10 protein-coding genes and 1 tRNA gene are annotated in these 14,217 nt (G+C 72.0%); 6 read left to right on the forward strand and 5 right to left on the reverse strand.

The window, feature by feature from the left end; all coding sequences use genetic code 11:
- Positions 1-70: 70 nt before the first annotated feature.
- Both QOL88_RS19470 and QOL88_RS19475 read right to left on the reverse strand, forming a co-directional pair.
- A tRNA-Ser gene (locus QOL88_RS19470) sits at positions 71-157 on the reverse strand.
- 63 nt (positions 158-220) lie between these two features.
- Entirely contained in the window at positions 221-1,681 is a 1,461-nt protein-coding gene (locus QOL88_RS19475; RefSeq protein WP_097217766.1) for a S1C family serine protease, read from the reverse strand.
- A gap of 288 nt (positions 1,682-1,969) precedes the next feature.
- Between QOL88_RS19475 and QOL88_RS19480 the strand changes: the two genes are divergently transcribed.
- The 3 genes from QOL88_RS19480 (at position 1,970) to QOL88_RS19490 (ending at position 4,806) form a co-directional block, all read left to right on the forward strand.
- On the forward strand, positions 1,970-2,797 hold the full coding sequence (locus QOL88_RS19480) for a glycerophosphodiester phosphodiesterase (RefSeq protein WP_097217768.1): 828 nt from the start codon (positions 1,970-1,972) through the stop codon (positions 2,795-2,797).
- A gap of 175 nt (positions 2,798-2,972) precedes the next feature.
- Entirely contained in the window at positions 2,973-3,611 is a 639-nt protein-coding gene (locus tag QOL88_RS19485) for an ATP-binding protein (protein WP_097217770.1), read from the forward strand.
- A 205-nt stretch (positions 3,612-3,816) separates the two neighbouring features.
- Positions 3,817-4,806, forward strand: a complete 990-nt coding sequence (locus QOL88_RS19490) for a DUF5926 family protein (RefSeq protein ID WP_097217772.1) — start codon at positions 3,817-3,819, stop codon at positions 4,804-4,806.
- A gap of 233 nt (positions 4,807-5,039) precedes the next feature.
- Here QOL88_RS19490 and QOL88_RS19495 read toward each other — a convergent pair whose 3' ends face one another.
- Both QOL88_RS19495 and QOL88_RS19500 read right to left on the reverse strand, forming a co-directional pair.
- On the reverse strand, positions 5,040-5,705 hold the full coding sequence (locus tag QOL88_RS19495) for a hypothetical protein (RefSeq protein WP_097217774.1): 666 nt from the start codon (positions 5,703-5,705) through the stop codon (positions 5,040-5,042).
- A gap of 55 nt (positions 5,706-5,760) precedes the next feature.
- Complete coding sequence (locus QOL88_RS19500) at positions 5,761-6,426, reverse strand: bifunctional DNA primase/polymerase (protein ID WP_097217776.1); 666 nt, start codon at positions 6,424-6,426, stop codon at positions 5,761-5,763.
- Between the two features lie 504 nt (positions 6,427-6,930).
- Between QOL88_RS19500 and QOL88_RS19505 the strand changes: the two genes are divergently transcribed.
- Positions 6,931-8,445, forward strand: coding sequence for a PP2C family protein-serine/threonine phosphatase (locus QOL88_RS19505; RefSeq protein WP_097217778.1), 1,515 nt, complete (start codon positions 6,931-6,933; stop codon positions 8,443-8,445).
- A 117-nt stretch (positions 8,446-8,562) separates the two neighbouring features.
- Positions 8,563-10,047: an aminopeptidase P family protein gene (locus QOL88_RS19510; protein ID WP_097217780.1), complete on the forward strand. Its 1,485-nt coding sequence runs from the start codon at positions 8,563-8,565 to the stop codon at positions 10,045-10,047.
- A gap of 72 nt (positions 10,048-10,119) precedes the next feature.
- Here QOL88_RS19510 and QOL88_RS19515 read toward each other — a convergent pair whose 3' ends face one another.
- Complete coding sequence (locus QOL88_RS19515; protein WP_097217782.1) at positions 10,120-10,950, reverse strand: triphosphoribosyl-dephospho-CoA synthase; 831 nt, start codon at positions 10,948-10,950, stop codon at positions 10,120-10,122.
- A gap of 264 nt (positions 10,951-11,214) precedes the next feature.
- Here QOL88_RS19515 and QOL88_RS19520 point away from each other — a divergent pair, with 264 nt between their 5' ends.
- Positions 11,215-14,208 carry a glycine--tRNA ligase gene (locus QOL88_RS19520; RefSeq protein ID WP_097217784.1) on the forward strand — a complete coding sequence of 998 codons (2,994 nt, stop codon included), beginning with the start codon at positions 11,215-11,217 and terminating at the stop codon, positions 14,206-14,208.
- Positions 14,209-14,217 lie beyond the last annotated feature (9 nt).

A 14,217-nucleotide genomic window follows, 5' to 3' on the forward strand; every position in this document is an offset into this window, starting at 1 on the left:
CAAGGTGCACGCAGAGGGGGCGCCCCGACGGACGGGGCACCCCCTCTGACCTGCAACTCTATGACCTGCGCGGAGGCGGTGGGATTTGAACCCACGGTGACATCGCTGCCACGACGGTTTTCAAGACCGTTCCCTTCGGCCGCTCGGGCACGCCTCCCCGCGCCGACCGTGATCGGCGGCGCGGGGACAAGGGTAACGGGTCGGTGCGGGCGGGTGGGGGTCAGTTGTCGCCGACGCGGGAGCCGAGCGTGACGTCGACCGTGTGCTGCTTGCCGCCGCGCTCGTAGGTGATCGTGACCTTGTCACCGGGCTGGTGGGTCCAGATCTCGCCGATCAGCGTGGGGCCGGAGTCGATCACCCGGTCGTCGAGCTTGGTGATGACGTCGCCCGGCTTGAGGCCCGCCTTGGCGGCCGGGCCACCCGGCTCGACCGGTGCCGCGCCGCCCGCGCCCTGGTCGGTGATCTGCGCGCCCTCGGAGCTGTCGTCCAGGGAGACGGACGCGCCGATCTTCGCGTACACCGGCTTGCCGTTCTTGATCAGCTCCTGGGCCACGTACTTGGCCTGGTTGATCGGGATGGCGAAGCCCAGGCCGATCGAGCCCGACTGACCGGTGCCGAAGCCGCCGTTGCCGGTGGACTGGATCGCGGAGTTGATGCCGATGACATTGCCCTGCGCGTCCAGCAGCGGACCGCCGGAGTTGCCCGGGTTGATCGAGGCGTCGGTCTGTAGGGCGCTCATGTACGACGCCTGGCTGCCGCTGCCGTCGCTGGAGGCCACCGGTCGGTTCTTGGCGCTGATGATGCCCGTCGTCACCGTGTCGGACAGGCCGAACGGGGCGCCGATCGCGATGGTCGAGTCACCGACGGCCACCTTGTCCGAGTCGCCGAGGGTGAGGGGCTTCAGGTCGGAGGGGGCGTCCTTGAGCTTGATGACCGCCACGTCGTAGCCCTGCGCGTGACCGACCACCTCGGCGTTGTACTTCTTGCCGGTCGGGAAGGTCGCCGTGAGCTTGCCGCCGTCCACCGCGTCCGCCACCACGTGGTTGTTGGTGACGATGTGGCCCTGCTTGTCGAAGACGAAGCCCGTGCCGGTGCCGCCCTCGCCGCTGGTGCTCTCGGCCTCGATCGTGACCGTGCTGGGCAGCGCCTTGGCGGCGACACCCGCGGTCGTGCCCGGGTCGCGCTTGACGTCACCGCCGTTCGCGGAGGCCGAGACCGTCGTCGAGCCGGTGCTCTCGTCGTTGTCCTTCGCCAGCACGTAGCCGAGCCCGCCGCCGAGGCCGCCCGCCACCAGGGCGGCCACCAGGACCGCGGCGATCAGGCCACCGCGCCCGCGGCCGGACTTCGGCGCCGGCTGCTGGTACGACGAGCCCCAGCCGCCCGGGCCGGACCCGGAACCGCCGTCGCCGTAGGGGGCGGTCGGCGGCGGGGGCGGGGGCCAGGACGGGTCGGGGGCGGATGAGGAGGCGCCGGGGTGGCCGGCGTCACCGTGGGCGCCCTGCCCCTGGTGACCTTGGGGAGCCTGCCCCTGGTGACCTTGGGGAGCCTGCCCCTGTGCGTCCTGCCCGTACGGGCCCTGGGGGGCCTGTGCCTGGGGCGCCGGAGCAGCGGGAGCGTCCACCGGCACGGGGGGTGCGGACGGGGCGGGGGGTACCGCGGTGCCCTCGTTCTCGGTGCTCACAGCTTCTCTCCTAGATCCACGGCTGTTTTCCGGGTCGCACTCGGTCACGCTTTTCCACGCCGGTCGACGGGTCCGGCGCGCTGCAGCTGTGCTTGTCCCTTTGTATGCCGTCAGCTTTTCCCACAGGCCGTCAGAGCACCATAAGCGGTGCCTGTGTGTCCGCGACCATTCTTTATATAGGTCATTACCGGCGAAAAGGATGCAATCCCAATGCCTCCGTCCGGACCTGTCCCACCGTCGAGTCCGTCCGACCGGACGCGTACCCGCACTCGGTGGCACCATGACGCGGTGACCCACGCACGACAGCACGTGATTCAAGTCGTCGCCCACCGCGGAGCCTCCGAGGACGCCCCGGAACACACCCTGGCCGCGTACACCAAGGCGATCGAGGACGGCGCGGACGCCCTCGAATGCGATGTGCGCCTCACCGCCGACGGACACCTGGTGTGCGTACACGACCGCCGGATCAACCGTACGTCCAACGGTCGCGGAGCGGTCTCCGCGCTGGAGCTCGCCGACCTCGCCGCCCTGGACTTCGGCTCCTGGAAGAGGGGCGAGGCCTGGAAGGGACGCGACGAGGAACCCGACTGGGAGCACCGCCCGGAGGACCGCGAGGCGACGTCCGTCCTCACCCTGGAACGGCTGCTGGAACTCGTCGCCGACGCCGGGCGCCCGGTGGAACTGGCCATCGAGACCAAGCACCCCACACGCTGGGCGGGCCAGGTCGAGGACCGGTTGCTGGTGCTGCTGAAGCGGTTCGGCCTCGACGCCCCGGCCTCCGCGGAGGAGTCACAGGTGCGGGTCATGAGCTTCTCCGCCCGCTCACTGCACCGCGTGCGTGCCGCCTCGCCGACCCTTCCGACGGTCTACCTGACGCAGTTCCTCTCACCCCGGCTGCGCGACGGACGGCTGCCCCCGGGCGTAGGGATCGCCGGGCCCTCCATCCGGATCGTGCGCAACCACCCCACGCACATCGAGCGCCTGAAGCAGGCCGGACACCAGGTGCACGTGTGGACCGTGAACGAGCCCGGGGACGTGGACCACTGCGTCGGACTGGGCGTCGACGCCATCATCACCAACCGCCCGCGCGCGGTGCTCGACCAGCTAGGCCGCTGACGACCGGCGCCTGCGCCTGCGCCCTCAACCTCTCAAGTCACACCAGAACCACGCACACCTCTTGACCCCGCGCCTCGACGGGCGGGATCCTCACCTCTCGGCCACACCGATGATTTCCGGCCATGTGATTACAGGGAGTGCTCCGGCGCATTCGGTCCGTATTCGCCCATGGTGAATGCGTCACCGGACGTGGATTGGCCGGTTTCCGGTACAGGCCAATGGGGCATCCACACCGTGGCGTGGGGCGAAGGAGGTCTCGGGGGTGGCGTTGGTGGTGGCACAGGAGGTGCCCACGTCGTCGAGCATGGCCGTACCCCATGGCCCTGCGGGCGTGGGGGAAGCGCGACACCGGATGCGTACGCAGCTGCGCAGAGGTGGAGTCGCGGAATCGGTCATCGACGACGCCGTACTGATCCTTTCCGAACTCTTGAGCAACGCGTGCAAGCACGGCAGACCGCTGGGCGACGCGCTCGCCGGTGACGGTGATGTCCGTGCCGCATGGCGCGTGGAACCGGCCGGCCGGCTCGTCGTCGAGGTCACGGACGGCGGCGGCCCGACCCGCCCCGCCCCCGCGACCCCGTCGGTCACGGCACACGGCGGCCGCGGGCTGAACATCATCACCGCGCTCGCCGACGACTGGGGCGTGCGGGACGACATCCGCGGCGAGGTCACCGTGTGGGTCATCGTCCACGACGACGTCCACGACCCGGACGCGGGCCACCGCCGCGACGACTTCGCCACGCGCGTCATCGCCCCCGCGGTCTCCCAGATACCGGGGCTCGACTTCGCGGACGCCTTCGACGACATGGACTGAGAACTACAGGGACTGAGAACGGCACGGGCTGAGAACGGCACCGACCGAGGACGTCACGGACCGAGGACGGCACGGACCGAGGACGGCACCGACCGAGCTCGTACGCCGCGCTGGACCGGGTGTTGTCCACAGGACCCCGTCGCCCCGGGCACGAACGGCTAGGCTCGCGACCGTACGAGACGAGCCGTAACCGGGAGACCCATCGATGGCCAAGAAGCGACCCCAGACGAAGGCCAAGCGCCCGCAGACCACGGGCGGAGCCCGCACCGCAGGTGCCGATGGAGACGTTCCGGTCGTCGGCGCTCGTGAACCCTGCCCCTGCGGCAGCGGCCGCCGCTACAAGGCCTGCCACGGCCGGGCCGCCTCGCACGCCGCGACCGAGCTGGTGCAACGCCCCTTCGAGGGCCTGCCCGGCGAGTGCGACTGGGTGGCCCTGCGCGAGCTGGTCCCGGCGGCCACGGTCGAGCTGCCCCTCAAGGACGGCCTGCCCGAGGGCGTCCCGGCGGTCACCCTGGCCACGGTCCTGCCCATGGCCTGGCCGGCGCTGCGCCGCGACGACGGCTCGGTCCTGATCGGCCTGCAGAACGACACCTCGTCCGGCGACATCAGCCGCGACCTCGCCGACACCCTCCAGCGCGCCCTGGAAGCCAAGCCGGGCACGCCCGTCCAGGGCCGCCGCGCTCCGGCCGACAGCCCGCGGCTGCAGGACCTGCTCGACCCCGAGGGCGCCTTCGAGCCAGAAGTGCACAGCGGCTTCGAGTTCTGGGTGCCGGACCCGGAGAACGCCACGCCCGACGTGACCGCCTCCCTGGAGCGGGCCAACGCCGCGGCCATCCCGACCGTCAAGCTCCAGGGCGTGGACGCCGCGTACTGGTGCGAGACGCCGGAGAAGAACCATCTGCGGTGGGTCATGCCGCACGCCGAGGAGCTGCTTCTGGACGCGCTCGCGCGGCTGCACGCCGCGGGCCGCTCCAGCCTGGGCGAGGGCACCCGCCTGGTGGGCTCCTTCCGCGCTCACGGACTCACGGTGCCGGTGTGGGACCTGCCCAGCGGGGTCACGGCCGAGGACGTCGAGAAGCCGGCGGCGGAGTTCGCCGAGCGCCTCGCCACCGCCCTGGCGACGGACGCGCCGCTCACCCCGGAGGAGCGCCGCGCCCGCGGCGGCCTCACCAACCGGCAGGTCACGCTCAGCTGACGCCCGCCTCGGCACCCGGTCGGCCGGACCACCGGCCGGCCGGGGTGTCGCCGCCCTCGACAGATCACAACTCCCGTCGGGGACAAGCCAGTCGGTGACTGGAAAGGCGAGTTCGAATTTGCGAACCGCCGATCTCTTGTTACCGTTCCTGTAGCCCGGTTGCTGGTGCATCCCCCGTCGCCAGCAACCGGGTCTTTGCGTCTCCGCTTCCGTTCACCGAACGCAGCAGCTCGTCAACTGCCCGTTCCCACAGGTGAGTTGCTCCCCGAGCGCAGCAGCAGCGGCCCCAGCCCGCCTCGCTCGGCGAACTCCGCGACGGCCGTGTACGCCGTCGGATTCCCGCGTGCGGGCTCCCGGGGCGTCTCACAGGTCCCCGGCTCGTCCTCCGCCCCCACGGCGCACGTCATGCGCACGTTCCGGTCATCAGGACCCATCAGGCTCAGCACGGCGTCCAGCGCCTCACCCGTCGCGTTGCGGTAGTAGGTCCTCGCCCAGGTCTGCGCACCCTGCGTCACCACACAGGTCTGTGCCTCGATGCCGTCGGGGGAGGTGAGTTCGGGGCCGCAGCGCACAGCGGTCGACAGTCCCTGGCCGAGCGCGGGGAGAGCGGCGGCGACGGAGGGCTCCGGGGCCCCGGGCGCCTTGGCGTCGGCGCGCGAGGAAGGCCGTAGCGCGCCGGAACCGGATGCGCGGGTGTCGGCATCCACCGAACCCGCGACACCCACCGAACCCACGGCGTCCTTGGAACGCACGGCACCCTTGGGCCCGGCGGACCCGATGGACCCCGCGGACGCCGCCGCCAGCGGCAGTGCGATGGCGCACGCCGCCACGACGCCCGCGAGGGCGAGGAGCCTGGTCTTTCGGGAGTCCCGGGAGCGGCCCCGGGCGTGTCGCCGCATGGTTCCGGAACTTAACGCGCCGGGGCGGGCGCCGGGCCCGGCGCGCCCGACAGCCCTAGAACTCGGGCGCGCTCACACCCGTACGAGTGAGGGCTTCGACCACGGCGTCCACCACGGCCTCGACATCGGGCACCCACGGGGAGGCCGAGCCGGGCAGCGGCGCGCGCTCCCAGCGGATGTCGCCCTGACCCGTCTCGGACGGGGGCAGGGCCAGGTAGCCGCCCTCGCCGTGGAAGCGCAGGGAGCCGGGCACGAAGTCCTTGGCGTAGAGCAGCTCGCCGAGCTGCTCCATGGAGTACGGCTTGACGAGAATCGCCCAGCGGGCGGGGGAGGCGACGACCGGGCCGAGCCGCATCCCCGTCTGGTCGAGCGCCTTGAGGGCGCGGGCGGCCGGCAGGGCCGGCAGGGAGACCGCGCAGGGGGCGTGGCCGCCGGTGGCCAGGACGATCGGGGCGGTCGGCCGGTTGCCCCACCACCAGCGCACCATGCGTCCGTCGGTGGTGGCCGCGAGGAGACCGGGGTCGAAGGGGTGCGCGCCGGGCACCGTGCAGTCGTGGTCGGGGCAGCTGCAGCGGGAGTGCCCCTGCGGGTCCGCCGCCACGCCCGGGAGTACGGGCCACCGCCACTGCGTCGCATAGGTCAGGGCCGCGTCGATCAGCTCAGGCTTCCCGTCGCTGCGCTGGGACAAGAGCCTGCGTCGCCTTCCGAGGATCTCGCGCATGAGCGCTCGTTCCTTTCCGTTGCACGCCTGGCAACACCGTGGTCCACGTCACATCATGTGTCGATCACTTCACTGTGCGTACCTGTTGGCGCATCACACCCCTGCTTGAAGCAAGGGGAACCCCTATGGGTCGAGCTTTGGGCTGCCTCCGCGGCCGTACCGCCCATACTGCGTCTGTCGAAAGCACGGGCGTGGCGCAGGGGTGGCGAAGTATGGCGTTTGCCGTCGCGCGTATTTCTCTCCGCCTCCGCCACGGGAGGATGGGGCACGGTCGTCGGTGGATAGGACGCCCGGTTCCGTCACCAGGTTCCGGGTGGTTCCCAACCACCCCTGGCCTTTACCGAGTACGTACCCATCACGACCGTTGTGACGCTCCGTCGAGCAAGCCCAGTCGACCGCAATAAGCCGTCCCCTGAGGCAGTTTTAGGCCAACTTTGCATTTCCGCAAGAGGAAGGGGAGTTGTTCCCTCGCACCTCACGGACACCAGGAATCCCGGCAGGACAATGCTGGACATCTCCTCACGAGTGCGTGTACATGTGGAGACACTGCTAGCGACGCAGAATGACATGGGGGTTTGCGATGCTTTTGAGCAGTACGTACCGGTTGGAAGGCCGGACGCCATGAACGCTCCGCACCCTCCGAAAGTGGCTGGAATCGATTCAACGGTTCCGGCACCCGCACACACTGTCGCGCCCGTGGCCGCGGGTTCGTCCCCGGCCGCCCCCGCACCTCCCCCGACCCCTCCCGGCGCGGTGCTCCAGGACCGCCTCGCCGGCTGGGTCTCCGACCTCACTACCCTGCACGAGCTCACCGAACGCCTGGCCCGCACGACCACGCTCGACGAGGCGCTCCAGGAACTGCTGGGGGCCGGCGCCGCTCTGGTGGGTGCCCGGCGCGGCCTCGTCGTCCTCGAACCGGGCGACGGACTCGGCCCGGACACCACCATCGGCCTGGGTCTCGCCCGTGCCGACCTCGGCCACATCGAGACGGTGCCGCGCAGCGCCCTGTCCTACGGCCGGATCCTCGACGGCCTGCCCGGCGGCGAGGGCGGCATCGCCGTGCCCGATCTGTTCGCGGAGAAGGGGCTCGACCCCCGCCACCGCGAGGTCGCCGCCCGCCTCGGCTACGCCGCCAGCTACGCCCTCCCCCTGGCCACCGACACCGCCGGCCGCCTAGGCGCCGCCGTGTGGCTCTACGACGAGCCCGCCGAACCGGGCGAGCGGCAACGCCACCTCGCCGGCCTCTACGCGCGCTACGCCGCCGAGCACCTGGCCCGGCTCCTCGAACTGGAACGCACGCGTACGTCCATGGCCACGATGTCCGACGAGCTGCTGCCCGCGCGGCTGCCCCGGGTCGCCGGCATCCAGATCGCCGCCCGGCACCGCACCGGCCCGCGCGGCGGAGGCGACTGGTACGACGCCCTGCCGCTGCCCGACGCCGCCCTCGGCCTCGCCGTGGGATCCGTCACCGGCTCGGGTCCCAGCGCCGTCGCCGCGATGGGACGGCTGCGGGCGTCGCTGCGCGCGTACGCCGTGATGGAGGGGGAGGACCCGGTCGCCGTCCTGTCCGACCTGGAGCTGCTGCTGCGGCTGACCGAACCGGCCCGCTCGGCCACGGCCCTGTTCGGCTACTGCGAACCGGCCGCGCGCAAGATCACGCTGGCGGGTGCCGGCCACAGCCCGCCGCTGCTGATCGGACAGCGCCGCACCGAGTTCGTCGAGACGTCCGTCTCCGCCCCGCTGGGCATGCTCGCCTGCTGGGAGGCGCCGAGCGTGGAGATCCTCGCCGAACCTGGAGAGACGGTTCTGCTCTACACCGACGGGCTGCTGCACCGCACCGGCGAGGCCACCGACCGCGCCTTCGCCCGGCTGCACGCGGCGGCGGCCTCAGTGCCCCGGGCCCTGCGCGGCGACCCCGGCGCGATCGCCGACCACGTCCTGCGGAGCGTGCTGCCGGACGGGCTGGACGCGGCGGAGGGCGCGGAGGACGTCGTCCTGCTGGCGGTGCGATTCGAGTAAGGCCCTCGTCGTCCTGCCGGCAGTAGGGCTCCTCGTCGTCCCTCGTCATCGGCCCGGGCCCGCTTCCGCGCCGCCGTACAGTGGAGGACGGTCCAGTGCCGTATCGAGGAGGATGACGTGGCGGAGGAGCTCACCCCGGCAGTGCCTGATTCTGCTGCTGACGCAGCAGGCCCGGACGAGAGCGAAGAGCCGATCAAGCAGCGGAAGAACGGACTGTACCCCGGCGTGTCCGACGAGCTTGCCGAGAGCATGAAGAGCGGATGGGCCGACACCGAGCTGCGCGACCTCGAGCCCGTCCCCCAGGCCGCCGAGACCGCCGCCCGCCGGGCCGCGCTCTCCGCGCGCTTCCCGGGTGAGCGTCTGGTGATCCCCGCGGGCAACCTGAAGACCCGCTCGAACGACACCGAGTACGCCTTCCGCGCCTCCGTCGAGTACGCCTACCTCACCGGCAACCAGACGGAGGACGGCGTCCTGGTCCTGGAGCCCACGGACGGGGGCCACGAGGCGACGATCTACCTCCTCCCGCGCTCCGACCGGGAGAACGGCGAGTTCTGGCTGGACGGCCAGGGCGAGCTGTGGGTCGGCCGACGGCACTCCCTCACCGAGGCCGGGACGCTGTACGGCATCCCCGCCGCCGACGTGCGCGAGCTGGCCGGGGCCCTGCGCGAGGCCACCGGGCCGGTGCGGGTCGTGCGCGGCTACGACGCCGGCATCGAGGCGGCCCTGACCGACAAGGTCACCGCCGAGCGCGACGAGGAACTGCGGGTCTTCCTCTCCGAGGCGCGCCTGGTCAAGGACGAGTTCGAGGTCGGCGAGCTGCAGAAGGCGGTCGACTCGACCGTGCGCGGCTTCGAGGACGTGGTGAAGGTCCTCGACAAGGCCGAGGCGACCTCCGAGCGGTACATCGAGGGCACGTTCTTCCTCCGCGCGCGCGTGGAAGGCAACGACGTCGGCTACGGCACGATCGCCGCGGCCGGGCCGCACGCCTGCACGCTGCACTGGGTGCGCAACGACGGGGCAGTCCGCTCGGGCGAGCTGCTGCTGCTCGACGCGGGTGTGGAGACGCACACGTACTACACGGCCGACGTGACGCGCACACTGCCGATCAACGGACGGTTCAGCGATCTTCAACGCAAGATCTACGACGCCGTGTACGAGGCCCAGGAGGCCGGGATCGCGGCGGTGAAGCCGGGCGCGAAGTACCGCGACTTCCACGACGCCGCGCAGCGGGTGCTGGCCGAGAAGCTCGTCGAGTGGGGCCTTGTCGAGGGGCCAGTGGAGCGGGTGCTGGAGCTCGGGCTTCAGCGGCGCTGGACGCTGCACGGCACCGGGCACATGCTCGGCATGGACGTGCACGACTGCGCTGCCGCGCGGGTCGAGGCGTATGTCGACGGCACGCTGGAGCCGGGGATGTGCCTGACCGTGGAGCCCGGGCTGTACTTCCAGGCCGACGACCTGACGGTGCCGGAGGAGTACCGGGGCATCGGGGTCCGGATCGAGGACGACATCCTCGTGACGGAGGACGGGAACCGGAATCTGAGTGCGGCGCTGCCTCGGCGTTCGGATGAAGTCGAGGCGTGGATGGCGTCGCTCAAGGGCTGAGTTTCGGGTGCGGTGATCTGTGGCTCGTCGCGCCTTCGCGGCGGAGCCGCACAGTGACTCAGCCCCGCGCCCCTAAGAACTCAGGGCGTCCAAGAACAGGGCGCCGGTGAGGAGCGCCCCGCTGCCGCTGGGGGCCCACACGTGGGACGTCAGGTTCGTGTCCAGGGCTCGAAGCGCTGCCGCGCCCTGCTCCGTTGACGTACCGCCCGCCTCCAGCACACCGCGCGCTCCCGCCTGGACCTGCCGCAGGCCCCTCGGCCCCGCCGTGTAGAGCAGTTCCGTGTCCTGGAGCGTGGACATCACCGTGAGCAGGGCGTCCAGCCGGGCCTGGGGTTCGGTGGCGCCCTGACCGCGGGCCGTGGCGAGGGCGGTCAGGGCGCGGCGGACGTGCGGGAATCCCGCCCTGGCCTCTCCCCTCGCACCGGCCGCGCCGTAGCGGGCCGACACCGTGGAGCCGCGCGAGGGGCGGCGCGGGGCGCGGCGGTCCGGGTGGGCGGCCAGCTGTTTGGCCAGGGCCGTGGTGTCGGCCGGGCCGGCTCCCGGTCGCAGTGCCGCTGCCGCCACCAGCAGCCCGAGCGTCCACAGGGCGCCTCGGTGGCCGCCGCCCGCCAACGCCACCGTGTGTTCCGTGGAGCGGCCGATCGCACCCAAGTCCGTGCGGAGGCGGGCACTGGGCTCGCCCGTGCGGCGGGCCGTGGCGGCCATCGCCGTGAGGCCGGGGAGCATGGCCCGGGCCGACCAGCACAGGGCGCCGTGGTCCCGGCGGGTGGCCCTGGCCGTCAGATCGCGCGGGTCGGGCAGGCCCGGCTTGGGCGCCAGGGCCAGCTGGCCGACCAGGGCGTCGACAGCGGTCTGCGCGAGTGCCTCGTCCTCACCGCCGATCCCGTACTGCGTTCCCGTCATGGGACGGCAATGTAGGGGTGCCGCCCATCAGACGGATGGGTCCCGGCTGTGGGCCCCCTGTGCATCGCCTCTCCGGGGGCCGGAACCGCGCGACCAGCCTCATAGGACCCGCGCCCGTCCACGGCGATCCAGTGACACCCACCCCCGCGGCCCGTCCCCACACGCGTCCGACCGGTCGGTCAAGAAACAGCAGGTCAGCGGTAGTTGACGTATGAGATCATGGCCGACCTTGCCGGTCCGACTCGGGGAACAGGCGCGATCATCATGAAGAACGTATCGACGGCGCTGACCATGCAGGACGCCATCCTCACCCTCCAGAAGTACTGGAGCGACAACGGCTGCATGATCACGCAACCGCTGAACACCGAGGTCGGAGCCGGTACGGCCAACCCGGCCACGGCACTGCGGGTGCTCGGTCCCGAGCCGTGGAGCGTCGCCTACGTGGAGCCGAGCGTACGGCCGGACGACTCGCGCTACGGCGAGAACCCCAACCGGCTCCAGACCCACACCCAGTTCCAGGTCATCCTCAAGCCCGACCCGGGCAACCCGCAGGAGCTCTACCTGGGCAGCCTGCGCGCCCTCGGCGTCGACCTGAACGCGCACGACGTGCGGTTCGTCGAGGACAACTGGGCCTCGCCCGCCCTCGGCGCCTGGGGGCTGGGCTGGGAGGTCTGGCTGGACGGCATGGAGATCACCCAGTTCACCTACTTCCAGCAGGTCGGCGGCGTCGCCCTGGACCCGGTGTCGGTGGAGATCACGTACGGCCTCGAGCGCATCCTGATGAACCTTCAGGGCGTGTCCCACTTCAAGGACATCGCGTACGCGCCGGGCATCACCTACGGCGAGGTGTTCGGGCAGAACGAGTACGAGATGAGCCGCTACTACCTCGACGACGCCGACATCGACACCAACCACCGGCTGTTCGAGTCGTACGCGGCCGAGGCCCGGCGCCTGCTGGACCTGGAGCTGCCGGTCCCGGCGTACACCTACGTGCTCAAGTGCAGCCACACCTTCAACGTGCTCGACGCGCGCGGTGCGATCAGCACCACCGAGCGGGCCAAGGCGTTCTCGCTGATGCGGGGCCTGACCCATGAGACGGCCAAGCTGTGGGAGCGGCGGCGGGCCGCGCTGGAGCATCCGCTCGGGCGGGCGGCGGCGCCCGCTCCGGCCGAGCGGGCCATGCTGCCCAAGGTGCCCGGCGTCGAGACGCTGCTCTTCGAGATCGGCGTGGAGGAGCTGCCCTACGCCGACGTCCCCGCGACCACGGAAGCGGTGCGCGAGTCGGTCACCGCCAAGCTCGCCGCGACCCGGCTGGGGCACGGCGCGATCAACGTGCTGGCCACCCCGCGCCGGATCGTGATCACCGTCGACGGTGTGCAGCCCCGCGAGCGGGACACCATGAAGACCGTGCGCGGGCCGAAGGTCGCCGCCGCCTTCAAGGACGGCGCTCCCACCCCCGCGTTGCTGGGCTTCGCCCGCAGCCAGGGCGCCGAACCGACGGACGTGCGGATCGTCGAGGTCAACGGGGTCGAGTACGTGGCCCTGACCCGGCACGAGGAGGGCCGCCCGGCCGTCGAGGTGCTCTGCGATCTGCTGGCCGAGGTCGTCTCCGGGCTGCGGGCCGGGCGCAACATGCGCTGGAGCGATCCGGGGCTGTCGTTCTCGCGTCCCGTGCGCTGGCTGCTCGCGCTGCTGGGCCGTACTCCCCTGCCGGTGGTGGTCTCCTCGCTGTCGGCCGGCGACACCACGCGGGTGCAGCGGCAGGCCCCCTACCCGGAGGTCCGGGTGACCTCCGCCGAGGGCTACCCGCACTTCCTGCACATGCACGGCATCCTGCTCGACCGGGACGCCCGGCGTGGCGCGGTCGTGCGCGGGGCCCTGGAGGCCGCCGCCGAGGTGGGCGGACGCATCGACGTGGAGGGCCAGGCCGGGCTGATCGACGAGATCACCGACATCCTGGAGTTCCCGTACGCCGTGCGGGGGTCGTTCGACGAGCGCTACCTCGAACTGCCCGCGAGCGTCCTGACCACCGTGATGCGCAAGCACCAGCGCTATCTGCCGGTGCTGGACGGTGAGCGGCTCATGCCGCACTTCGTGACCTTCGCCAACGCCCTGTGCGACGACGACGTGGTGCGGGCGGGCAACGAGGCCGTGCTGCGGGCCCGTTACGAGGACGCCGCGTTCTTCTGGCGGGCGGACCTGAAGGTGGCGCCGGAGGAGTTCCGGCGGCGACTGGACAAGCTGACCTTCGAGGACCGGCTGGGCACGGTCGCCGACCGTGCCGTCCGGCTCGCCTCCCTCGCCCAGGACCTGGCCGGGCGGGCCGGGCTCCCGGAGGATTCGGTGGAGGTCGTACGGCGGGCCGGTGCGCTGGCCAAGTTCGACCTGGCCTCGCAGATGGTGATCGAGTTCTCCGGGCTGGCCGGGGTCATGGCGGAGGAGTACGCCCGCCGGGCCGGCGAGTCCCCTGAGGTCGCCCGGGCGCTGGCCGAGATGGAGCTGCCCCGGTCCGCCGGTGGCGCCCTGCCCGCCGGGGACGCGGGGGCCGTGCTGTCCCTCGCCGACCGGTTCGACCTGGTGACGGGCATGTTCCTGATCGGCGCCGCGCCTACCGGGAGCTCCGACCCGTACGGGGTGCGCCGGGCCGCGATCGGGCTGCTCAACGTGCTGCGGAGCCTGCCCGCCGTGGCCGGGGTGCGGGTGAGCGAGGGGCTGCGCGCGGCGGCCGTACGGTATGCCGCACAAGGTGTCGAGGTGCCCGCCGAGCGGGTCGCCGAGGCCGCCGAGCTCATCACCCGGCGCTATGAGCAGCAGCTCACGGACGCCGGGCACGAGCACCGGCTCGTCCAGGCCGTCCTGGTCTGGGCCGACCGGCCCGCCCATGGCGATCGCACGCTGGCCACGCTGGAGCGGCATGTCGGAAGCGAGGCGTTCGAGGCGCTCGCCGCCGCGTTCCAGCGAGTGGTGCGCATCCTGCCCGAGGGCGGTGTCGAGGCGGCGGACGCGTCGCTGCTGACCGCCCCCGCCGAACTGCGTCTCGCCGAGAGCGCGCAGGCCGTACGCCAGGCGTTGCAGGGGCGCGAGGACGATCTCGGCGCGCTGATCGAGGTGTCCGCCCCGCTGGTCGACGCGATCGGCGTGTTCTTCGACGAGGTCCTGGTGATGGACCCCGACCCGGCGGCCCGGGCGGCGCGGCTGGCGCTGCTGACGGAGGTGGCGGGGCTGGCGCGTACGACGCTGGACTGGGGCGCGCTGTAAGGACGCCTG

Origin of the sequence: Streptomyces sp. Ag82_O1-12, from assembly GCF_900182715.1 — a bacterium.
Lineage (GTDB): Bacteria > Actinomycetota > Actinomycetes > Streptomycetales > Streptomycetaceae > Streptomyces > Streptomyces massasporeus.